The following is a 25,110-nucleotide window of genomic DNA, read 5'->3' on the forward strand; positions in this document are numbered from 1 at the left end:
CTTAGTTGAACCTAAAGAAAGGTAACTGCAATGGCTAATATGTCAAATGATTTCAAAAAATTGCTTGAAGGCCTTGTCGTAAAGAAGGTCAATGAGGGGGGGAGGCAGAGTGAATGGTTCTCCATGGATGGCAGTGAGCTTGGTAAATATATAAGCGAAGTGGGTGACCGGCTAACGGAAATGCAGCAGACCACGCTGAGCGTGTTGGCTGCGCAATATTACCAAATGCAGGAAAACCCTACTTCCATCGATAGTCATTTGCAAAACCTGAAGTTCTGGCGAAATGAAATGGACACTATGCCAAGGACTCCGGCGACTAATAGCTTCAAGAGGCAATTGGATCAAGATATCAAAATTTACGCTCGCCAGCAGGCGGCTATGGGCGTTTATGAACGTGGCTGGCGTGAAGCCTTGAGGGTAATAAATCTAAGTGCGAACGACAGTTGGCAAGCTTTTTCAAAAAAAACTAATACATCAGAGAATCTGATTCAGCTAGACGCTAAAATTGCAGACAAGGAACATACGCTGAGCAACAACTTAGTTGAGCTCAAGAAAACTGATGAATATGCAAAGCTGTTTTCTGAGGTTCAGGCTTTCAAGGCGGTAAGAAAGCTCTACAATGATTTTGCATCAGCGGTTATAGAAAAACGCCCTGGTGAAAAGATCGATCAGATGCTGACTGATTTGCGTCGTGCTCCCAGTGCATCAGATAGTTTGCCGGTCAATGTGTCGTTGTTGATGATGGAAGAGCGTCCTGGCTATATTCGAATGAATGTGGCACTTGTTAATGCTAGCTACGATGGGCGCTACAAGGACTTTTATCTGGAAAATGGCCGGGTAGTGGTTCCTACCGATGGGGTACTCAATTTTTCTTTTGGTACACCTGCTCGTTCCCTAGCCTGGCAAGAACAATATCGGCTTAAGAACGAGCCGGCATCTTTCCGTTCACCTACTTATACACCCATTCGTTCGGTTCTCGTTCGCACCAAATTCGTTGCAGAATACTTCGCCAATTACCTGGTCTCTGAGCATACTCTGCGTGAAGGGGTCAAGGCTCAATTATTGAATAAGGGCAACAAGCTTTTATTGACTAACGTTGATCGCAAGTTCCCAAACCAAGTCGGCATCCAACTGACTGGAACAGATCTTAGCGGTCGGAAACCTGTTGAAGTTTCACTCCCAGGTCTTTTAGCTGACCTTATCAATCAGAGTGCGGATATTGATAGCTTTCAGACTATCGGCTTGGAAGGCTTTCGCCAAAGTTACTACAATCAAGACCGCGATGGTCAATTTGTCAATATCCAAGAGTTGAGGGATTCACTAGGTTTTGGCCAGCGTCAATACTTGCTGGAGAAACCTAAAGGTGCTGGTTACGAGTCAGCAACACCCTTCGGGGTCATGACGGTTGATGAAAACGGTAAAGTTTCCAGCGGCCACTTGAGCCGGGCCGAAACAGAAGAGCTATACGGATATAATTCCGATTTTTTCGAAACGCTGGAGAAACTGCGTGATAGCGGATTTGAGCTCAGCGGCTTGCTTGATAGCAGTAAGCGCGCGAGCTTCGAAGCGCAATTAATTCGCTTGCTTGAGCGAAATCATATAACACCAGGCGGTGTTATTTCTACAGATACTGTGCACAGCGGAGTTCGCGATATCAAGGGTAACGCCTTGAATAAGGTTCTATGGGAACAGGCGTTTTCTGATTCTATCTGGCGGAATAGTGCAATCGATAGCACGCTATTCGAGTATGCAAAAAAAATCGCTACCAATAGCTCTCTCTATGAAGCCATCGATGGTGCCTATCTACAGAGTGACCTGGCTCAGGCTAAGGGGCTGCTCGCTGACGTTTATGAACAATGGCATTTTCAGGCTATCGAGGATGAGACGCTACGCGTAGAAAAATTAAATGCAGGAAAAGACCCACGTAACCCGCGCGTGGAAGTTTTTGATCAGCAAAGAGTTGATAAATCGCTCAATAGAAAATTGTTGACGTTTTTCTTGAACGGTGCGGAGGCGCTTGCCGTAGATGATCCAGCGCGGCTATTGCTGCAAAGTACTGAAGGCAATACTCTACGTAAACAGATGCTTTTTCATGCTTTGCGCCCCGTTGCCGAGCGTATGTCAAAAGCAACTGCACCGGTAAATTCACATGCCGCGTTGGCATCTGACGGCAATCCAAATAAACTTACGATTAACAATCGTCTAGATCAACCTGATCCGTATCTTATCCTCAATGAAGGTGTTTCCGAGGAAACCTATCATGATGGAACTTATCTTATAAAAGATGATAAATATCGTAGCTATAATCAATTTCGCCCGGATGGACAAAAAGAAGCGACAAGATACATGAATGACCTGGATGTACCTTTTGTTGGTGGTATCTCGGGTACTACACAGCTTGTTAGCAATGTTCTTTCAGAGTTGTTTGGTAGTAATCTTAGTCTTCATCAGTACTGGCAGTTTCAGTTGGCGAATGCGGCCTTTATGATTCGCAATGGCTATCACTCGTTCTTCGAGGCAGTCTATGTGGCCGCGCGTTATGAACCAAATCTTGCCGGTAGAGTTGGTCAGAAGCTATTGGATATTTTTGATAATTATCGTGCGCAAGGGGCGCAAGCGTCGGAAAGTGGAAAACTCTATGTTGATGTAATGGAGCAGGTACTGCCATTAGTGAATCAGGGCGTGGCGTCGGATAAACACTTTCAACCACCGATTTTTACTGAGTTCGGACCCCGTCCGGTACTGGGAGTTTTGGGCAATGGTGATTCCAGCTCTCCTTACGACACGCTGGGTGAGCGGCTCCGCTTAGTAGCGCAGGTTTATGAGCGGATGACCCGAGGGCAACGTGAAAACGGAACGACGGTCACGCCTGGCCTTGAGCAGATGGCTCAGAGTGACCTTAACGGTCTGAACCTCGAGCGGTTGAAAGATAGCGTGTATTACAAAATTGATGCCATCCTGCAGAATATGACTCAGAAGGGAGAGGACGTCCCAAGACGAGCGTTGACGGACAAAGAAGTTTGGAAAATAACAGATCTTGCGGTCGAGGGCATGGTCCGGCAGAACTTCGCCAAGCGGGCGGAGTTAATGAATTATCTCCAGGCTTTGGGCTTTTCCTTTACGGCTAATAAAAATTCGGATCGGGCCCTGACTTTTGGGTCTGGTGACTTCTCGGTATACAAATCCGTATTGAACGAAGCAATGAAAGCCGGAGGCAGGCCGCCCATAGCGGAAAGCTCCGATGTTCCGGCCGTTGCTTTTGTTCACGAATTGAGAAGTGCTCTAACAGACGCCGTTCATGATCTTGGGTCTGGGGCAAGCTCGAGTATTAGAACCGCTGTGGACCAAGGTGCTCTTTCCATGGTTGGGTTCCTTAGCTCGGCTTATGCAACACTGACTGCTGATAACGGTGGCACCCTCTATGTGATGTCAGAAGGAGGAATGAGGTTCAACAGCTTCTTCTGGAACTCCGAGTTGCCTGTGTTGCGAGAGCTGCAAAAAGCGGGTGTCATAGGCAATATCAGAATTTTGCACGAACCGGCTGAAAACTATCGGGGTAAGTCCCTGGATGATATTGGCTCATTATTAACAGCCTCGAACGTGCAGCTAATTGCTGATCATCGATTTCTGGCAGACCCGGTTTACGTTGAACTTTTGGCTGGCATGCATCGGCGTTGGGTTTACGATAAGCCATTTTCTCATTTGCTCAATTTGCGTGCCGAAGTTGAAACGTACATTAAAGATCATCCATCCTCAGGGCGTAATGAAGCGTTTACTGAACTTCTTGATCAAGTTAACGCGAAACTCTGGGAGCTGGATGGCATGGATCGCATGGATGCCACCACCCGGGTAAACGCAGCTTATACTGATCGGTTAGGTAATGGAAAAATCTGGACTCGCCAAGAGCTGGCTCCACACGCTTCTGTGTTTGGTAAACCCCGGGGTGAGTCCTATACACGCATTCTATCGCTATTGGATAAATGGGACGCCTATACTCAACCTTCCGCATTTCCTATGCCGACTGATAGGGGTAGTAAATTTTTCTTTGAGTTACCCTTCAATGGTGACTTCATTGATCAATACTCGGAGCAGTTGAAAAGTTTGCTACCGTTTGAATTGTTGCGCCGCATGTGGGGCGTAGAGGTCGAAGCTTCTCCGTCCTATGGTACTGCTACCCTTAAATTCCAAAACGGCGCTCAGACGATTGTCACTTTTGCTGCTGCCAGTACGTTAGAGACGAAAGTGGCTCAGCAACGGGAATTGGCGACTTTACAACGACTGATTCTAGCGAACTTTACCCCCGATAATATTCCGGCGCGTTTGGGTCTGATTCATTCGTATGCAATGCCACGGATATGGGCCGCCAAGAGCTCCGACAGTCCATTTAAGTTTGTGGCAGACCAGCAACCTGATGGTACGTGGCGCACTGATGAGGGGGGAATTGCAACGGTACGTCGCGTTCAAACTATGGTAGATAGTCCTGTTTATACATTGAGTATCCAGAACGTCGACACTTGGGAAAAGCCTTTGTTTCAAGGAAACCCCGAGGGGAGTGACAGTCAATACGCTGCACAAATTATCATCCAAACTGAGGATGATCTTACGGTACGTAAAGCCGCTGCCAATCTGGCAGGTAAACACGTGGATAAGAGCCTTGTGGTACAGCTCGATGCCAGTGGCGAAATGCGAGTGGTGTACGGTGATCCAGCGTTGTTCAAGACGCTGTCTGCAACTGATAAGGTACGTTGGCAGATAGTGGGTCATGGCGATGATAAAAATCACACGTTAACTTTCGGTGGGCGAGATGCCTCAGCATGGGGGCAGCAGCTTCATGACTTCCAGCAGACACTTTACAAGCAATACGGTATTGCTTCGCCGCCGGACCGTATCAGTCTGGTGGGTTGTAGTCTTGAACCCTCCGCGCAGATGAACGGCTTCGCCAGGCAGTTGACAGCTATTCTGAAATCCCCAGGAACTGAGATTTCTGCACGAAAAGCTGACCTCACCGTATCCGACGACGGACGTAAATACACCATGAGTCCGGCTGGCGTATGGCGCCAGGAACCTAGTGATAAAGTGGTGTTGAGGTGGACTCAAGATAGGGGGGTGGTCGACAGCTACGAGCATCTGCCCGAGCGGGCCCTGTTGGGGCGAGACGGTGTAGATGTGGGTGCACTGCTTGACGATCTGCAGCAGCGGCGAATTTTACCTGAACAGTTGGGGGTATCCCAGGAGTATGCTCTGAGTCAATTGTTCCTTGGGGGGGATGGCGGTCTTGATCGGGCCGCACTACGTCGGGCCTTGAATAACCCTCTGACAATCGTTCAGTTGCAAGATAGCTTTGCACAATTACCCAACACAATTAACAGCAGCCAACAGAACAGTGTAGATCCCACGACGCTGGTTCAACGGATACTCGATGCTCGTAAGCAGAACCCACCGCTTAAATCTCAAGATGCAGGCTTTGACGTTGCGCCAAATGGGTCGACTTTGCAGGGGGCGGCAGGGTTTGCTTCTAATCGTCAGGTTGCGCTGCAGGTTGCTGAGCTACAACGAAATCTGCAGAAGCTGACCCAGACGGCAGACAACGACGGCAAGGTTTTTGTGGGATACAAGTTGGGGACAGGCAGCGAGGAGGGGCGGCTGTCGTTGGTCTATGCGGATCTTGAGAACCACAAAAAAGCATCGGTAATCATCCCAGTTAATGATCTCGAAATGGTGAAGGCGCTGCGCAGGAATTTTAATGCGCTTGAAGACGTCATGAAGCGGATGCAGCCGATGATGGACCTGCAAGGTCCTGACCTTGATATCAATGGACCAGATTTGCTTAACGCGGGAATGTTGGCGCAAGCGCTCCTGAATCTATCCAAGGGGTTTGGTGATGCCCCGGAATATATCAAGGCCCAGGCATACCTGGGCATCGCCCAGGGTAGTTTTGAGCTTGTCACCGATGTAGTAGAGGCGTTGGTGAGTTTGAAGACAGCGGCCCAGACAGGGGGAGGGGCGCTGTCAAAACTGGGTGGCTTGTTCAAGACGGGGACTCAGTTACTGGGGGTCGCCACCAACATTGCCTCTTTCGGGCTGGATGCAAAAACTTTGGCGGACGCGGTGAACTCCGGCGATCAAGGGTCGATAACGACCGCTGGGGTTCAGCTGGGCTTTAACGGAGCATCACTGATACTGTCTGGAGCTTCCTTTGTTGCCGGGCTCCTGGGGGCTTCGACAGTGGCTTCTGTTACGGGAGGGATAGCGGTGCCTTTGGCGGGGCTGGGTATTGGCATCACTGCTTTGGTGCAAGCCTTTATGGAAAACAACGCCAAAGCCGCACAGGGCTTCGCGTTTATGAAGGAAATTAACAACGGCTACGCCAATCCGTTATCGTCAATCGACTATCAGGGCAGCAAGGCCTTGATGGTTAACGCAGGGGCGTTGGTCAATCGTATTGACTTCCGGACCAATAAAGTAGGGTTCTCCAATGCGACAATTGGCTCTTCCCTGTCTGCCAGTGCTGACCACTGGTGGACGGAGCGGGTCAGTGATGTCGATGTTTTATGGGTGGGTAACCCAATCGGCGCCTATGATAAGCAGGGAAGAATCGGGCGTTCACGCGAGGACAACCTGGATTTCTGGAGTGTGACGGGGCACCAGGGGCGGGCTGAGATTTCATTGGCTCAGGCGTTCCAGGATCCGTCCAAAGTACTGATTTTAATGACAGCACCCGAGGTGGATGGAGATTACTTCGACTACAGTCGTACAACTTTTAACTCGGATGAATTGATCGATAAGATCCAGAAAAACTCTGACGCAAAAGTGGTTCTAGCAACTAATGACCACTCAGCAACAAACTGGAAGTACACCTCTTACGCCACCACGTTCGAAGTGGATCTGGATATACAGAATCGCGTCTTGGTGCTCCCTGGCCTCACAGATTTCGAGAAAGAAAATCTCTCCACATCAGGCTCTAACGGTCATAGAGGCACCAATTTCTCATACCACGATCAGTCGATGGTCAACTATCTCTTGGTGGGTGGGGGGGGAAATACGGTGTTGGTTCTGCCGCAAGACAACACTGTCCGCAACCCGGTCACGATCGAGTCGCCCTCGGCAAGGGAGAGTTGGACGTTCCACCTTTCAGATGGGTTGGCCGCAGGAGGCAAGCATCTGAGATTCGGTTCGGCAGGTTCGTTCGTATTTAACGGGCAGGTCATCACTTTTGCATCGCACGCTGGCGGGCCGGTGACCTTGGTAGACGACAAAGTACCCAAGGTACGGGTAACTCTGGATGTAAATAACGGCAAGGCGATGCTGAGTGTGGAGCTTGGAAGTTGGTCATCGAGTACCGACCCGAAACAGGCTCTGGAGAAAGCTTTAAATCAATTGCGACCTACCGCAGGCAAGACTTCGGATATTCTTGAGCTGGCGGCACCAGAGAGGAATGGCGATCGTGTCCTGATTTCGGCTACCTATGAGGGGGCCGCTGTTTCGGGCTTCTACGATACCAAGAAAGATACAGCGGTACTGATGAATGAGGGCAAGTTACTCATTTACCGGGGCGGCCAGGGCGCCACCTGGAGGCCTTTCGATATCAAGGGCTCTGCAGTAACGATCGATGCATACGGCAACCCGATTGTAAACTATGACGGTACAGTCACCTATCTCAAACCGGTAAGTTTTATTTATTCCGCTGAGACGGGGCGCTTCGAACGTGGCCCGATTGAGTTAACCGACACCGGGCGTGAGGCTCTGGAACGTTGGATGGCGCGTAACTCAAACTGGACATCGCAGACGATAACCCGGTTTGTGCTAGAGGATCTTAGCTACGGTTTGAACCTGGCGGGTCCGAGTGGGTTAGGCGCTAACGACGTTAGTCAGATTACTTACGAGCCGAAGACTTCGGCCAAAAGGGAAAAGTCTGGGGGAGTTGCATATCTCAAGCTGTGGGAAGAGTTGCAGGGGGTGCTCGATAGGGCAGGGAGTGATACGTTTAGTCTCGATGCAACGCTCTCCCATAGACTTTATGTGGCGGGTATTGTTGATAGAGATTCTGTCCTCAGAACATACGCTCAACAGTTGCAAGATTTTCAACAATCACTGCTACTTAAGTACGCCGACACGCGTGGCGAACAGTGGAAATACAACGAAGTTGTGCCCCTGTCCAAAGTGGAACGCAGCGAGTTGATGAGTATTTACAAAACGTTAACGCTTCTCTATGCAGATACAGCCTGGAACAATTGGTTCGTCTTGGGGGCTGATTATGCACAGTCCAGACTTATGGCAACGAGGCTGCGTAATGCGGGATTGGATCTTGGCGTTGATTCGGACAGTTATCAAGGGGGCACTAATGCCAACGGCAATGGCGGTCGCTACGACATTACCGTGGATACGCTGCATTCTCTGCTAAGGCAGATTGATGTAAAACTGCTTAATGATGGTGTCGCCGGCGGTTACTTCAATGAGGCCGAGGTAAGAGAGAGAACAAGTGTACGTGAGCAACTGAGTAAACTCTATGCGCAAAAGTCCTCTTATGATCAGCATGGTTGGTCGTGGATCAGCTTGGCTGAAACACCTGCCGAGAGCCTAGCATTCGCGAACAGACTGAAAGCTGTCGGCGTTAATATTCGAATTAACGACGACTCCTCGAACAGGGGGACTGATAATGATGGCAACGGTGGTCGTTACGATGTGACGTTCGAAAGTTTGCGACTGTTCATTCAAGATATTGATCGTCAATTGGATAGCAACCAAGTACGCCAGCCTGTTTATCGAGATACGAAGACTCGGCTTGCACAACAATTGTCCGGCTTGATTCCAAGTGAGTTCAGGCAATTTGTTAGTGTTCCAAAGACCTTGGTTGATGCCTTGGAGAATATCGGTTTGACCGTAATTCGTACTGGCCCCCCCGACATTTTTGGTCGTCGGTTTAGCGCTGATAATCCTGCAACTGTTCCAAAGGTTGGGCCGTTAGCAACGACTTTAGGGGTGGCCGCAGCTTCAAATACATACGGCGACGACTCGTACAACGTAACGAGTGCTACTTTGAATCTGTGGAAAGATCAGCTGAGTAGTGCAGGAGAAGCAGCAGATGAGTGGTATGCACAGCGTTTCAACGGTGTAAATAGTATTGAGATCAAACCTGGCATGGAGGATGCTGCTCGCTTGGCTCTTTTGGGGCGTCTTTGGGAGTCTCTCAAGACCTCAGGGACATCGTTTGTTCTTGATAATGATGTCAATATCAATACTAAGCTCTATACGGCAATTGCGTCGTTGAAAGCCAATAGTATCCAGGCGATCTCTTTCCCTGATCTTTCGCAGATACCGATTTTGACCTCTAATAGTTATGGCGGGTTGCAAGTTGGAAGGCATTTCGCTGCGGGTAGCTTAGTTAGGTCCGGGCTGAGTACGAATGCTAGCTATTATCGAGTAAAAATTGATGGGTATTACGCCGCTCTCAATAATCCTGGTACGATCAGTGATACGTTGGAGTACCTGGGTACAGCAGGACGCTTGAGTCCGGCTAGAATTTTCGAACTTGCCGGAATGGAATTTTTTAAGGCGAAAGTCGGGCAGGTTTACCGAGCTCCGATGGCTATGGGAATGGGTTACTTCCTGTCGACTGAGCCGGATCCATATTTTCAGGACCTGCCAACCACGGCAACGAGCAGCACGAAGTGGACTTATCTGGGGGACACGATCACGCTCAACGATGACTTGACGCTGAGGTCTGCGCCAAGCGTTGTCGCTGATCTTGCGCGTTCTCCTGTCGCTTTCAACAAGGGCCTTGCTGAGCTGTGGATTCGTCAGCTTACACGCCCATCCCCCGGTGGTTATGAATACCTTTCAATTTTCGAGAACGGGTTCGAAGCCACTACGACAGAGGGCCTCTGGTACCGCTATGGCAAGGGGGTTCTCAGTATTGTCCTTGACGGTGTAGAAACTGATCCGTACAAGCTTTCGGGCGACGCTAAACTGACCAGGTTGTTGCACGATCTAAATGATGCGAAGCCAGGCACTGTGGTTATCTCGAGTAGTGGCCGTCCGCTGGATTTGTCGGGCGCGATGGACACCATGGGAGCCAGTGATATTGTGGTGCTTAAGGATGTTAATACCGTCAAGCGTGATGTGACTCTGGAGTCTACTGCTACCAGCGGGCGTACTTACTTCCAAGGCAATCAATATATCGCTGAGGATGTCATGGGGCGTCGGATCTTGTTCGATGATGCTTTGGCAGGCAAGGAGTCAACGCCTGATGCAAACTTGAGTGTGCGTGTTGCCGGTCAGCCAAACGCAACAGATCTGGGGGCGGTGAGTCTCTTCGTTCAGGGGCATACGGTGACTTTGACTAGCGGGTTTGTGAGCTTCACGCGTCAAGGAAGCGATTTGATTGTGGCAGGGGTGGATAATTTTGATGCGGCACGTATCAACGACTTCTACTTTGTCAAAGGCTCAGATCGCCCTGGATATAGTGAGGCATCCGATGTGGTCCCCGTGATCCTTAGGCACAAAGGCGCGGGCGGTGAGTGGACGCAAACTAGACTGAGCCTAGAGCAATTGCGCCAGTTCCAAGCAGCGACCCGGGCTGGTATAAAACTAGAGTTACTCAAGAATGGAGACTGGAAGGCCTACATACCGATAATCGCCCTACATGTGGGTAACGCCATCGTCAATTCTGTAGAGGTAGATGAAGTGTCCGGGGACTTGATAGGTAGGACTCCAGATGGAACTTCTCGGGTATTGATGGCCAGTTATCGGGATTTACCAGCGACATTGCGTACGAAGGTAGATATAAGGGGCGTTAGTCAGCCTCGCATTACGCCCGAGTTTGAAGGCTACTTCCAGACTACGAATTCAATCGATTTTGCCATTCTGCAAAGTAAATACCAGTTGACGGAAATGCAATCCATCACTGCACTTAATTTTGATCGAGGATACTTCCGTTCGGGGGCTGCCCCGGGCCGTTTCGGTGACTCTCGAGATAATACCCTTAGTGACAGCGATTTTAATATGGAGGGCTCCGCCTATAATCTGCGCGGCTATGCAGGGAATGATACCTACTTGATCAGTAAAGCGCAGGGGCAGATTATCGAAGGCATTGATGGCGGTTACGATGAGGTGCGCACAAGTCTCTCCTCATACACCCTGGATGCCAACGTCGAAATGTTGACCATGACCTCGACGGGAGCTGTAAATGGGGTAGGTAATGCTCTGGCCAACTACATCGAAGCCAATGCTTCTAGTGGTGCAACCCTAGACGGTGGGGATGGTGACGATACCCTGTCTGGTTCGACCCGCGGGGACAATCTTAAGGGAGGAAAGGGCAATGACCACATATACGGTGGCGGGGGTATGGATGACATTTATGGCGGCGACGGTGATGATGTTCTCGATGGCGGTAGCGATTTTGACAGGCTCTTTGGCGGCAAAGGCTCTGACACTTTCTATGTTGATGACTCGGCCGATGCAGTTTACGACGATGATGTTAACGTTAGTGATAAAGGAGATCAGGACACAGTTATCTCTAGCATTGACTATAGCCTTGATAACCAACCGCGCCTGGAGAACCTAACCCTAGTTAAGGGGGGGCGCACCGGCACCGGTAGTTGGCGCGACAACAAGCTCCAAGGTAATGACTTGGACAACACGCTCTACGGCCTGAATGGCGACGATAGACTTGATGGCGGTCGTGGTGGTGATACCTTGATCGGCGGTGCCGGTAATGATACCTATGTGGTGGATAACTCGCATGATTCTGTTGTCGAGGAGCAGTATGCCGGCGATGACACTGTTGAGTCCTTTATCGACTACACGCTTGTTGATAACCTTGAGAACTTGACGCTCCTTGGTAGTGCTTCTGTAGGCACTGGTAATTGGCGTGGTAATCATATTGGCGGTAATGATGGTGATAACGTCCTTTATGGAAAAGAGGGCGATGATGTTCTTGATGGTGGTAAGGGCAACGACACGCTCCTGGGAGGGCTGCATAACGATACCCTTACAGGGGGGGAAGGTAACGATCTCCTGAAAGGAGAAGCAGGTAACGACGTTTATGACTTCGCGAGCGGGAGCGGTCAGGACATAATCGACAATACTGGCGTGAGCGGTGATGTCGATACTGTGAGTTTTACCGATGCTCATTATGAAGATCTTTGGCTATCCAAGACGGCAGACCAGAAGAGTTTGCTGATCACCCGGTACAAGACGGGGGATACTGTGGAGCTCAAAGGTTGGTATGACGATTCAGCTGGCACCGACGTGACCGGTGGTCGTTTCAAGGTCGCTAGCATTGACGTAATCGGTGGGCGTCTCAAGGCCAGCTCTGTCGACAGGCTCGTGCAGGCCATGGCTGCGTTTAGCCCCCCTGCAATCGGTGCTAACTCAGCGATGCCGGAAGGTTTCCTCTCGACACAATCAGCGCTTCTTGGGGCCTCATGGCACATGGACAAGCCAACTGCAGCTCGACGTGTGACCTGATGTAGCACGGGAACCAACGGAAGGGGCGCAATGCCCCTTCTGTTCATCCGTCAAGCTGATCGACCGGGTGGTGCGGGTGAGCAACGTCGCCCCGTAAAACCCCGAGTCGCTCCGAGACTGACGTCGGCGAAAGCCCTACCTCACGGCCTGCGGCGGACAGGCCACCTTTCTCGACAATCAACAAAAACAGCGCCAGATTTTCGAAGAGCATTATTCGGATTTCCCTGAATGCAATTGCGCTTTTCGCTGGATTCTTCGCCATCCGAATCAGCGATAGCGTTCCGCCATTGTCTGGCTGGCAAACGTGTTCTCCGGCAACGGATGGCCACACCCCGGGCGATAACGGAGACATTGCTCAGTCCCCGTCAGTGTGTGAATAGCCAGCCGTGGCAAGAGGAACGACAGGGAGCGCGCAATGCACCTGGCAGAGGCTCGTTATCAATTTTTCCTTAACAGTTATTAACTGGGCCGCTGGTTATCATTTTGCATTCGCTGCCGCATGATCGGGTTATGCCAGCCCCATCAAGGAAAGCGAGTTTTATGCGAAGCGCTCGTCACACCTCACCGTACCGCGCGCCATCGAGCGCCCTGCGATGACGCAGATCTTTGTGACCGAAACTCCTGTCATGGAGCGCCCTGTCGCCGGCCAGGCCGAAGCGATCAAGACGGACTCGGCACTCGGCTGTTGCCGACTGTTGTTGCAGCTGAGTCAGCGCAATGAGGCGGATGTCGAGGCCGGACGGTTTCAGACTGACCTGCGCACCGCCGTTAGAGCCTACGGTACCGCCAATGACATTGACCTGCGTCTTGAGCGCCTGTCCTTGCGCAAGTTGTCCCCCAAAATGCTGCCACTGGCCTGGCGAAACGAGGCCGGTGAGTTTGCGGTGTTGGCCCGACTCTCCGAGACCCAGGCCTTGATCCAGTCACCCTCGGCCGACACCCCGCAGGTGATCGAGCGCGAGCAGTTGGCAGCGCAGTGGAGCGGGCAAGTGATCCGCGTGCGCCAGGGCGGACTGCGTTTCGACCTGTCCTGGTTTGTCCCTGAGCTATTGCACCATCGGCGGGTGCTGGGCGAAGTGTTGCTGTGCTCTTTGCTGTTGCAAGTACTGGCGCTGGCCACACCGTTGTTTTTTCAGGCGGTGATGGACAAGGTTATGGTCCACCGGGCGCTGGCCACTCTGGATGTACTGGTGGTGACGCTGGTGGTCGTGGGCGTGTTCGAAGTCCTGCTCAAGGGGCTGCGCGAATACTTGTCGGCGCACACCGCCAACCGCATCGACATTGGCCTGGGGGTCAAACTGTTCCGTCATCTGCTGGGCTTGCCGCTGCTGTATTTCAAGCAACGGCAGGTGGGCGCGATTATCACCCGGGTTCAGGAGCTGGACAGCATCCGTGAGTTCCTCACCGGCTCCTTGCTGACCCTGTGTGTCGACGTAGCTTTCACCTTGGTTTTCTTCGCGGTCATGGCTTGGATCTCCTGGCCGCTGACGCTTTTGGTTTTGGCGACATTGCCGCTGTATTTCCTGTTGGCCTGGGCCAGCACCGGGCCGCTGGAAAAACGTATTGAACGGCAATTCCAGAGCGCGGCGCGCAACACCGCCTTTCTCAATGAAACCGTCAGCAGTAGCGAAACGATCAAGAGCCTCGCGGTCGAACCCCGGATGCAACGGCGCTGGGAGGCGCAGACCGCCGAGATGGTCGAGGCCGGGTTTGCCAGCCAATCGCTGGGCAGCGCGATCAGTCAGAGCGTGACGCTGTTGCAGAAGCTTACGGCCGTTGCCGTGATCTGTTGGGGGGCACACAAAGTGATCGGCCTGGAGCTGACGCTGGGCCAGTTGATCGCCTTCAACATGATGCTGTCCCACGTCAGCCAACCGCTGGCCAAGCTGATTGATGTCTGGCAGCAGTTCGTCCAGGTGCGGGTGTCGGTAGACAAGTTGGGGGACATGCTCAACCTGCCGGTGGAGCAAAGCGACGGCCAGCAACGCCCGGTCGAGGCGCTGCGTGGTGAAGTGCGTATCGAGCAATTGGCCTTCCGCTATCGCCCCGACCTCGATCTGGTGCTGCAGAATCTGGATCTGCACATCGCTCCCGGGCAGACCCTCGGCATCGTCGGGCCTTCCGGCTCGGGGAAAAGCACGCTCACGCGCTTGTTGCAGAAACTCTATGTGCCCGACGCTGGGCGCATCTTGATCGATGGTCAGCCGCTGCAAGAGCTGGAGCCGGGTTGGCTACGCAGCCAGATCGGCGTGGTGTTGCAGGAAAACTACCTGTTCAACCGCAGCGTGCGGCAAAACATCGCTCTGCGCCATCCGACCGCCAGCCTGGAAGACGTCATCGAGGCTGCGCGCCTGGCCGGCGCCCACGAATTCATCCTGCAATTACCCCTGGGTTACGACACGGTGCTGGCCGAGGCGGGCAGTTCGCTGTCCGGCGGCCAGCGTCAGCGCATGGCTATTGCCCGAGCGTTGATGGGCGATCCGCGACTACTGATTTTCGATGAGGCCACCAGCGCCCTCGACGATGAATCTCAAGCCCTGATCCAGGACAACATGGCGCGGATCGCCGAGGGCCGCACGGTGATCATCATCGCGCACAGGCTGTCGGCGGTGCGTCACTGCCAACGCATCATCGCGCTGGAACAGGGGCAAATCAGCGAGTCCGGCAGCCACGTCGAACTACTCGCCAACGGTGGTTGTTATGCACGGCTTTGGGCTTTGCAACAGGCGCTGCTCAAGGAGGATGCATGATGGCCGGCTCGACACTCACAGCCCTGCGACAAGCGTGGCGAGCATTACGCGCAGCCCCTGCCGCGCTCAAGCGCAGCAGAGACGAATATGAGTTTCAGCCCGGCTATCTGGAGATCGTCGAGCGGCCGCCGGCCCCGTGGGCGCGGGCCACAGCCTTGTTGCTGATTGCGTCGGTCCTGCTGGCATTGGGCTGGGCGATTTTCGGGTTTCTCGATATCCACGCCAGCAGCACCGGCCGGCTGATGGTCTCCAGTTATACCAAGGTGATTCAGGCCCACGAGGCCGGCGAGGTCAGCGCGATCCATGTGCGTGACGGGCAACGTGTCAAAGCCGGCGAGCCTTTGGTGGCGCTGAACCCGATTGGCGTCGATGCCGAGTTGGGCGAGTTGCAGGCCCAGTTGGCGTTCAAGCTGCTGGAGAGGGCGCGGGCTCAGGCGTTATTGAATAACGACCCGCTGGACAGTTATCAGCCGCCCGCTGGCTTGAATCCAGAGCAGGTGGCGACGGCTAGAGCGCAGCTGGCGAGCACTTGGCGCGAGATCAGCGCCAACCTCGACAGCCTGCGCGCCGAGATCAGTATCAATCACGCCAATCAGCGCGCACGCAGTGTGGAAATTGTCGCCCTGGGGAAACTCGCGAGCAATATTCGCCAACGCTTGAACGCCCGGCGGGCGATGGCGGCCGAGCAACTGATGCCGCAGGTCGAATTGCTTGAGCAGGAAAAAGAGCAGTTGGAAGTCGAGCGCTCGCTGGCCCAGCAAAACGCCGAACTCCAGGTGCTCAAGGCTGAGGCACAGAACCGTGTCGAACAACGCGACAGCTTCCTCGCCAGGACCCAGCGCGAGCAGCACGATCTGCTCAACAGTACCCATCAGGACATCGCCGTACTTGAGCAGCAACTGATTCGTGGCCGTGACCGGCAACGCCTGCAAACCTTGCTCGCGCCGGTCGACGGAGTGGTCCAGCAACTGGCGGTGCACACCCTCGGTGGCGCGGTGCAACCGGCCCAGCAACTGCTGGTGATCGTGCCCGAAGGTGCCGAGCTGGATGCCGAGGTCATGGTGCTGAACAAGGACGTCGGTTTTGTCCGCGCCGGGCAACCGGTGGAGGTCAAGATTGATACGTTTCCCTATACCCGCTACGGCACTTTGCGCGGCACTGTCAGCCACGTCTCTGGTGACGCAATCAAGGACGAACAGCTGGGCCTGGTGTTTCCTGCACGCATCCGCCTGGACCGTGCCGCCATCGCCGTAGGTCAGGAATGGCTGGCGTTGCAGGCGGGCATGAGTGTCACCGCAGAGATCCGCACCGGTGACCGCCGGGTGATCGACTACTTGCTCAGCCCCATCCAGCAGTATCAATCCGAAGCGTTGCGGGAGCGTTGAGCATGACTGATGCCTTTATAGTGACGCCCGACCAGGCTCCGCTATTTCTCGATACCGGCTTGCAGGCCCTGTCCTGGGCCGCGCGGCACTTTGATCTGAATATCAGCGTGGCGCAGTTGAGTCATCGCTTGGGACGTGTTGAAGGTACGGCCGATCGCCTTGATCTGTGCCGCTGCGCCGGTTGGGTCGGCCTGCGGGCGCGTACCGTGCACAGCGCGGTCCAGCGTCTGGAACATCTACCGCTACCGGCGCTGCTGGAAACTGTTCACGGCTGGGCAGTGCTCAACAGCGTCGAAGCGGACCAGGTCGATATTTACTGGCCACTGGAAGATCGTTGCCAGACGCTACCGCGCAAAATGCTGACGTCTCTCTGGCACGGCCAGACTCTGCTTTTGGCCGAGCGCCACACGGGCCTGAAGCCTCCGGCATTCGGCATTGCCTGGTTCCTGCCATCGATCATCAAGCACCTGCGTCAGTTTCGCAGCGTGTTGCTTGTCTCGTTGATGTTGCAATTGGTCGCGCTGGTCACGCCGATGCTGTTCGAGAACATCATCGACCGCGTCCTGGTCAGTCGCGGTCTGTCCAGTTTGCAGGTGCTGGGTATTGCCCTGCTGGCGTTGGCGATATTCGAGCCGCTCTATGGCTTCATACGTTCGTGGTTGTTTTCCAATCTGGCCAGCAAGGTCAATGCCGAACTGTCCTCACGCCTGTATCAGCACTTGGTGCAGTTGCCGCTTGGCTATTTTCAGCAACGCCAGACGGGCGAGATCATCGCTCGCGTCGGTGAGATGCAGCAGATTCGTCAGTTCCTCACCGGCTCGGCGCTGACTCTGGTACTGGACCTGGCGTTCTGCGGGTTGTTTATCGGCGTGATGTACAGCTACGCGCCGACGCTGACCTGGGTGGTCATCGGCTCCCTGGCGTTGTATTTACTGTTCTGGTTGTGCGTGGGGCCGCTGCTGCGCAGTCGGGCGCTGCGCGAATACGAGCTGGGTGCGGATAACACGGCTTTTCTGACCGAGGCCGTGACGGGCATCGAGACCATCAAGACCGGCGCCACCGAAGGGCTGTTCCAACATCAGTGGCAACGCCAGTTGGCCGCCTATGTGCGGGCTGCGTTTTCGACCCGTCTGGTCGGTATCTGGGCGGGGCAGGGCATTGGCCTGATCCAGAAACTCACTTCGGCAATCTTGCTGTGGTGGGGCGTGACCCTGGTGATGGACGGGCAGATAACCCCGGGCCAACTGGTGGCGTTCAATATGCTCGCCGGTCATGTGGTGGAACCGATCCTTCGTCTGGCCCAGGTCTGGCAGGACTTCCAGCACACCCTGATTTCGCTGCGGCGCTTGGGCGACATCCTTGAAACCGAGTGCGAAAGCGGCAGCGGTGGTCTGGCCTCGGTACCGGCATTGGCGGGCAGCATGAGCTTTCAAGGCGTGCGCTTTCGCTATGACGAGGACGGCCAGGAAATTCTGCGCAATCTCAACCTGGACATCCAGCCCGGGGAATTTGTCGGCATCACCGGCCCCTCGGGTTCCGGCAAATCGACCCTGACCCGTTTGTTGCAACGCCTCTATGTGCCACAGCACGGCCGCGTGCTGGTGGATGGCATCGACCTGGCCATCGCCGACCCTGTGGCGCTACGTCGCAACATGAGCGTGGTGCTGCAGGAAAGCGTGCTGTTCGCCGGCAGCATCGCCGAAAACATCCGGCTCTGTCGGCCACAAGCCACGGATGCCGAGGTATACGAAGCGGCGGCTCTGGCCGGTGCTGATGAGTTTATCCAGGCCCTGGGCCAGGGCTACGACACCCAGGTCGGCGAGCGCGGCGGCCAGCTTTCCGGTGGTCAGCGCCAGCGCATCGCTCTGGCCCGAGCCCTGCTGACCCAGCCGGCCATTCTGTTGCTCGACGAAGCCACCAGCGCTTTGGACTACGAGTCCGAAGCCGCGGTCATGGCCAACCTGCACCGCATCGCCCAGGGCCGCACGGTGATCAGCGTTGCCCATCGCCTCAATACCTTGCGCCACGCCTCGCGAATTCTGGTGATCGACAAAGGCCAGGTGGTGGAGCAGGGCAGTCATGAACAGTTGCTCGTCCTGGACGGGGTGTATGCCCGGCAGTGGGCATTGCAGATGAAGGATTGACGAAAAGACTGTCGGCGCAAGGGCGGTTGAACGCGCCATTTATTTTTATTCGGACGAAGAGAAGGTAACGGGGTGAATACTATGAAGTTCAATCAAGAAGGTATTAAAGCCGACCAGGCATCAGGCGTCGGAGGGCTCAGTGAACTCTTTGAGGTGATTGGCGAGGTGCATGATCTGCTGAGCAAGCAGCTGCTCGAAAGCGCTGTGACTCCAGCAGCGAATGCCGGGCGGCTCACCAGAAGTGAACTCGACGCATTGAATCTCGGCGGGTTGGAAAAGGTCCTTGTCGAACGTGTCAGCGCGATGCCGCTACCCGCCGGTACCACGTTGACTCAAAGCCAGATCGCGCGAATCGCGAACCTCGCGGTCGACGGTATTATTCGACAGAATTTCCGCAAGCTCACGGAATTGATGACCTATCTTGGATCACTGGATTTTCCCTTTGAATCAGGAATGAATACTGACCTGCTGCTGGCGTCCGGTGGCGCGGTAAATGCGCAGTATCAGGCTGCGTTGAATGAGCGGATGGCGGCGGAAGGCAAGCCGCTGGTAGCGACGCCGAACGATATCGCGGCTATTGGTTTCGTGCAGAAAATAGCAGAGAGCCTGACCCAGGCTGTCAATGCCCCAGCGTCTGCTACAAACGACGCGATCAAGAAAGCCACGAGTCAAGGTCATCGGGACATGGAGGGTTATTTGCGCTCGGTGAGTGCGACCCTCGCTGCTAATGCTTACGGCACCGTTTATGTGGCGCCTGATGCCGGGGGCAAGTTCGACGGCACTTTCTGGAACGCCGATCTCCCGATGTTGCGTGCCTTGCAGAAGTGGGGGCTGATCGGCGACATCCGGGTTCTGCATGAGCCGGCGGATAGTTATCGGGGCAAACAGCTCAAGGATGTCGGATCGCTGCTGACCGAACAGGATACCGAGCTACTGGTCAACTCCAGGAGTCTGGTAGAACCGGTGTATCTGGAGGTGCTCGCCGGCATGCACAAGCGATGGGTTCAAGGCGAACCCATGGCTGACCTGATCAGTTTGCATCGCGAAGTGAAAGGTTACATCGACTTTAATCCGAAATCCGCACGTAACAAGGTATTGCTCCTGCTGCTCAAGCAAACGGGGAACAAGCTGCTGGAAATCGATGCCATGGATCGCATGGATGCGGGTAGCCGAGTGACAGCGGCCAAGGCTAACCGCTTGGGTGAGTCGCAAATCTGGACCCGTGAACAACTGACTGCCCATGCAGCGGTTTTTGGCAAGACACGGGAAGAGTCCTACCTGCGCATTCTGTCGCTACTCGATGCATGGCAAGGCCACCGGCAGTCTGACTCATTCCCGATCCAGGCGGACAAAAACGGCGAGTTCGTCGCTTATTTGCCTTTTAAGGGCGACGTTATAGACCAGTACTCGAATCAGATTGCAAGCAAACCGGCTTTCGACATGTTGCGCAGCATGTGGTCCGATATTGAGGTGGTCAGCGATGCCGCCGCTGGCAAAGCCACATTCAAGTTTCAGACAGGCGCGCAGACCGAGATCACATTCAGTCCCGCCAGTACGCTGGCACAGGCGTTTGCCCAGCAAAAACAATTGGCGAATCTGCAAATTGTCCTGTTCATGAGCTTCAAGTCGGAGACCATGCCCGCGCAAATCACGATCCAGGGCGATCAGGTGACGGCCAGCAAAAACATCGGTGATACGCCCACGGTCATCTCCAACGCCCAGAATGACGGCTCATGGAGCACGCCCACGAGCGAAGCGTTGCTGGCGGTAAGGCGTGATGCCCCCGCGAGTTCGACGCCTGTGGTGTCAAGCCGGTACGTCGACCGCTGGGCTACGCCTGTGGTTCAAGGCAACCCGGACGGCAGCGATAGTCAGTACGCGGCGCAGATTATTGTTCAGACCCAGAATGAGGGCACAGTGGCGCAGGCGGCTGCCGATCTGGCGGGCAAGCACCCTGACAGCTCTTTGGTGATACAACTTGATGCCGATGGCAACATGCGGCTGGTCTACGGTGATCCAGCGATCTTCCAGAAGCTTGACGCAATCGACAGAGTGCGCTGGCAGATTGTCGGACACGGTGAGGGTCCGGTCGGCGCGCGCACGCTCGGTGATCTGGATGCTGCCCAGTGGTCACAGCACATTCGCCGTTTTCAGCAAAGTCTTTACGACGAGTACAGCATCAGTTCGGAGCCGGCGCGGATCAGCCTTGTCGGCTGCGCGGTCGAAGACGCCGACCTGCTCGGTGGTTTTGGGCACAAGCTGGTGGAAGCCTTGCAAATCCCGGGTCTCGAAATATCGGCCCGCAGTGCCAACGTCGTTGTCCAGGCGAAAGGAATCAAGACCACCAGGGATGCCGACGGCAAGTTGTGGCACAAAGACCCTAGGCACAAGGTCGTGCTGGAATGGAGCCCGGACCAGGGTGTGACCGAGGTTTTCGAGGCGCTGCCGTCACGGGCACTGCTGGGGCGCGATGGTATCGACGTAGGGGCCCTGCTCGACGACCTGCGCCTGGGTCGGGTTGCATTGGAACAGTTGGGGGCAGCGCAGAATTATGTCCTGACGCTGCTGTTCCCCGGGGACAATGACGAACTGGATCAGGCGCAATTGCGTAGCGTTCTTGAAGATGCAAGTACCTTTAAAACCTTGCAGGACCTGCTTGCCCGGATGTTCAAAAACCCTGGTAGCAAGGTTGATCCGGTCAGCGTGGATGCCGCTGATCTGGTCCGCCAGGCTTTCGATATCAATGGGCAAATCAATGCCGGATCGGCGAGTACGCGCGGCGATTTGGGCGGTCGTGCAGGCAGCATCGATATCCGTCAGTTCGCCGCCAACCCGCGCTCTTTGCCAAGACCCATGCCCTGAGTGTCGAGACGCTGGTCAGCTCAGGACGGTTGCCGGACCAGGCTTTTGCCAAGTTGATCAAGATGAACGCCGGTGTGTACGAGGTCGAATACACCGCGACCAGTGGCTCTGACACCGTGCCGGCTTACTTCCTCGGTTACAACGGCCCCAATCAGGGCAACGCGTCGCCGGCCTACATCGATATCCCCAAACAGGCCGCAGCCGGGAGCTTTCTGTTCACTGGTACGTTGTCAGGCTGCTCGCTGGTGGTGACCAGCCTGGATGCCAATACTTTCCGTGTTTACCACGATGGCCGGGTCAACAGTTCCGTGCTCTACGACAATGTGGTGATGTCGGTGGACTGGAACGACTACCGGATCGGCGCTACGGCGGAAGGGATCGCCGCGGCGTACCTGCAGTTCGTCGATGGTCAATGGCAGTTGGCGGTCCAGCGCCAAGAATATCGCGGCGCTGACAGGACCCTCTCGCCAACACTGCGGGTCATGGACGAACCGCTGTCGATCCAGCACGCCGATAGCCAGATCGGACCGCGCAAACTGGCCGAATTCACTGACTATCGCGAACAGGTACACCAACGACTGAAGAAACTGGCCGGCCAGTTCGCTGTGTCTGCCGAAGGCGTCACGGACGGTGTATACAGCGGCGGAGCGTTCTCTTACGACCATCCGGCAATTGCCGCATGGACTGCCTTGCGTCGTGAGGTTGATCGTAAGTATTTGCTTGAGATCGACCATTGAAGGCTCAGCGCGACGAGCTTTATAAACAGCGGAGTACCGCGTCGCGGCCACAATGATCGACCAACAGATCAAGCAGAACCTCCTTACCCATGAATATTACAAGGCGCAGTTCGACACGGTCTTGCGTGAGAGCGGTTCTGTCGACCGAAGCTGGCTATGGACGCAGATCAAGGCCAAGGAGGGAATGCCTGGCGTCCTCCGTTTTGACGATACCGACCTGCGGGGTGGAGACCAGGATGCAACCAGCAGCCTGGGCGAGCGCTACGCAAACTTCGAGGCGTACCAGCGAGGCGCACTGGGCGCTGAGTTCATGCAGGGATTACGCGCTTTTCGCGACATCAGTATTCCTGGCGTGACCCAGGAAATGTCGGCGCTGGACATGAAGCAGCTGTTCATCGATGGGCAACTCACCGCGCAACAACGGGAGCCTTGAGCGCTCGTATCGAAGAAATCAGCCAGGCCGAAAACATTGAAAAGGTACTGAACGTACAGCCTTGCTGAGCGAGGGCTTCAAGCGCGCCGGAAGTACGTTCAGTCAACTGGCCCCGCAGGATTTCTATCTGTCGCTGGTCGGTGATCGATTCGGTGGCCGCTGCTATCCATTGGTCAGGGCGATGGCGGTGGCACTGGCCGACGCCGGCTCTAAGGGCATCAACAGTCTGGTGCAAAACTTTCCTGGCGGCCGCGGAGCCGCAAGCAGGAAGTTCGACGTTGCTCAAGAAGAGTCTGGTCAGGCTGCATTCCAATGGTGATGCGGTGCAGGCGTCTACAGCGGTAGGCAAACTGAATTTGGCCGATGTGGTCGGGCGGCTCAAAGGGGCGACTGGTACCTCGACATTTGCCCTCAATACCCGCAATCACTCAATGCTGGTAGCAAGCACGGCTATGGCTAAGGGCCGTCGCTACTATTTTTATGATCCAAATGTCGGGATCTTTGCCTATGACAATACAGCCAGCTTTCTCAAGGCAATGGAGCAGCATCTGGTAGGCAGAGGGCTGGCAGATTTTTACGGCGCTTTCGGTAGCAAGCAGTCTCCGGAATTCAATCTGGTTCAGATCGATGCCGACAAGATGGCCAAAGTCCAGGTAGGTAATGGTTTGGAAGTGGCCGATCTGAGCCGTCCAGGCGAACTGGCGACAGTGATCGGTCAGCGTCGGCAAGTGCAGGAAACCGTCAGCGCCCAGTCGCGGATTGCCGAAGATATGCAGTTGCGCGGCAGCCTGGTGACACTTGATGTTGAGCAATGGGGCGCCAGATTCGCCGAGTCCAGCACGCGGCTTGCGACGGAAAATGGCCTTGACCCGCGCTGGATGCCGATCATCGCCACAACCGAGGACCAGGGTGCAGGTAATTATCGGGTGCAATTCATCAACCGTGATCAGCCGGAGCAGAGTCGCTGGCTGAACACCCGGGATTCGAACTTTACCGAATTTCGTCGCTTTATCGATGAACACACCGCTACGCTGGGCAGGCATTTCACCCTCGAACGCGGGCAGATGCGGCCTCGGGGCAGCGTGGGTGAGGCCGGTTCGATTGATGGCCTTAACGCCGGGTTTGCCCTGCAGACACTGATTCAGTGGTTTGCCGACAAGCAGCGTGACGCCAGCGCCCGTGGTGTCGACTCGACTGATCTGGCAACTGCACTGAAGATCCATGGCTACCTCAATATGGTCCAGATGGGCCATGGGTTTTTGCAGGACGTGGGTAAGGTCACCGAGCTGGTACGCACCGCGCTGCGTGGCGAAGTTATCGCCGGCGAGGCCACTGTCAAAGACTTCGTGTCCACCCTGGGCCACACCGTCAATGAAGGGGCTGGCGTAATCTTCGGCGGCGGTATGGTGATCCTCGACGCCTATGAACTGGCCCATGCTGAAAATGAAACTCAGAAGGCAGTGTTCGGCACTCAATTGGCCTTTGATTCGGCAAGCTTCATCACCGGGGCCGCAGGTATCGGTGCGGGCATGTTGGGCGCGACTTCGGCAGGAGCCTTGCTGGGCGGTGTCGGAGTGATTGCCGGCGGGCTCGCTGTTGGCTTTACCGGATTGGCTCAGGCCTTTGGGGTGGTCGCCGAGGATGCCAAGGCGGTGGGGCGCTACTTCGATACGGTCGACGATGCCTACAAGGGCCATGGCTACCGCTATGATCAAGCGCACAAAATGTTGGTGCCACTGCCCGGGGCGGTGGTCAAGACTCTCGACCTGCAACTCAATAAGATCAGCTTCGACAGTCAGTACATCTACCGCACCCATTCCGGCTCGACCGGCTCTGGCAAAATCAACTATTTCTTTTGGGCCGGTGATTTTCCGGTAATGGTCAAAGACCGCAATCAGGCTATCGAAATACGCAGCGGAATCGGCTACCGGGATGCAACCTACACACTCGACCACGGCGAGAGCAACGTGGTGATATTGCCGGGCACGCCCAAGTCATATATCAGCTATGAATATGAGCAGTTGCCTGGCGCGACCACTCGCCACGATGCCGGTTTCGATGTGATCCGACGCCTTGAGGAAGACAAACGTTTCGACTATGACTTCTACATTTTTCCTGCCGAGCGGACGATCCGCAAAATCGCTCAAGAATATGTAGCGACTTCAGTCGAGGTGAAGCTCGATCAGCGTAACCGGCAATTGATCGTGCCCGAGTTGCCCAAAGAGCTTCACGGTTTCATGAGCTACGAGATCAAGGGGGCGGGCGGCGAGTATCTGGTCAGCCTTAAGGAAGGCGCTTGGTTGAAACTCTCAAGCGAGGTTCCGGCTTTCG

General features: G+C 54.8%; 10 protein-coding genes. 9 read left to right on the plus strand and 1 reads right to left on the minus strand.

Features of this window, described 5'->3' with window-relative positions:
* Nucleotides 1-30: 30 nt before the first annotated feature.
* Nucleotides 31-12,468, plus strand: coding sequence for a C80 family cysteine peptidase (locus tag ATI02_RS31870; protein WP_100848402.1), 12,438 nt, complete (start codon nucleotides 31-33; stop codon nucleotides 12,466-12,468).
* A gap of 43 nt (nucleotides 12,469-12,511) precedes the next feature.
* Here the strand turns inward: ATI02_RS31870 and ATI02_RS31875 are convergent, their stop codons facing one another.
* Nucleotides 12,512-12,679 carry a helix-turn-helix domain-containing protein gene (locus ATI02_RS31875; RefSeq protein WP_238156248.1) on the minus strand — a complete coding sequence of 56 codons (168 nt, stop codon included), beginning with the start codon at nucleotides 12,677-12,679 and terminating at the stop codon, nucleotides 12,512-12,514.
* 415 nt (nucleotides 12,680-13,094) lie between these two features.
* Here ATI02_RS31875 and ATI02_RS31880 point away from each other — a divergent pair, with 415 nt between their 5' ends.
* The 8 genes from ATI02_RS31880 to ATI02_RS33040 form a co-directional block, all read left to right on the plus strand.
* Entirely contained in the window at nucleotides 13,095-15,218 is a 2,124-nt protein-coding gene (locus ATI02_RS31880) for a peptidase domain-containing ABC transporter (RefSeq protein ID WP_100848449.1), read from the plus strand.
* Entirely contained in the window at nucleotides 15,215-16,603 is a 1,389-nt protein-coding gene (locus tag ATI02_RS31885; RefSeq protein WP_100846122.1) for an HlyD family type I secretion periplasmic adaptor subunit, read from the plus strand. Before ATI02_RS31880 ends, ATI02_RS31885 begins: the two co-directional genes overlap by 4 nt.
* A gap of 2 nt (nucleotides 16,604-16,605) precedes the next feature.
* Nucleotides 16,606-18,747 carry a type I secretion system permease/ATPase gene (locus ATI02_RS31890; protein WP_100846121.1) on the plus strand — a complete coding sequence of 714 codons (2,142 nt, stop codon included), beginning with the start codon at nucleotides 16,606-16,608 and terminating at the stop codon, nucleotides 18,745-18,747.
* A gap of 81 nt (nucleotides 18,748-18,828) precedes the next feature.
* The gene (locus ATI02_RS31895; protein WP_244196555.1) at nucleotides 18,829-21,609 is read left to right on the plus strand and encodes a C80 family cysteine peptidase; all 2,781 of its coding nucleotides are present in this window, start codon (nucleotides 18,829-18,831) and stop codon (nucleotides 21,607-21,609) included.
* Nucleotides 21,610-21,662: 53 nt separating this feature from the next.
* Complete coding sequence (locus ATI02_RS33025) at nucleotides 21,663-22,346, plus strand: hypothetical protein (protein WP_244196556.1); 684 nt, start codon at nucleotides 21,663-21,665, stop codon at nucleotides 22,344-22,346.
* Nucleotides 22,347-22,398: 52 nt separating this feature from the next.
* Nucleotides 22,399-22,779: an Mcf1 protease effector domain-containing protein gene (locus ATI02_RS33030; protein WP_244196557.1), complete on the plus strand. Its 381-nt coding sequence runs from the start codon at nucleotides 22,399-22,401 to the stop codon at nucleotides 22,777-22,779.
* A 61-nt stretch (nucleotides 22,780-22,840) separates the two neighbouring features.
* A complete protein-coding gene (locus tag ATI02_RS33035; protein ID WP_244196558.1) occupies nucleotides 22,841-23,098 on the plus strand; it encodes an Mcf1 protease effector domain-containing protein in 258 nt (85 codons plus the stop codon).
* A gap of 46 nt (nucleotides 23,099-23,144) precedes the next feature.
* Nucleotides 23,145-25,110, plus strand: a 1,966-nt coding sequence (locus ATI02_RS33040) for a TcdA/TcdB pore-forming domain-containing protein (RefSeq protein ID WP_279629447.1), incomplete at its 3' end; no start/stop codon positions are given.

The sequence above is a fragment of the Pseudomonas baetica genome (assembly GCF_002813455.1).
GTDB classification, from domain to species: domain Bacteria; phylum Pseudomonadota; class Gammaproteobacteria; order Pseudomonadales; family Pseudomonadaceae; genus Aquipseudomonas; species Aquipseudomonas baetica.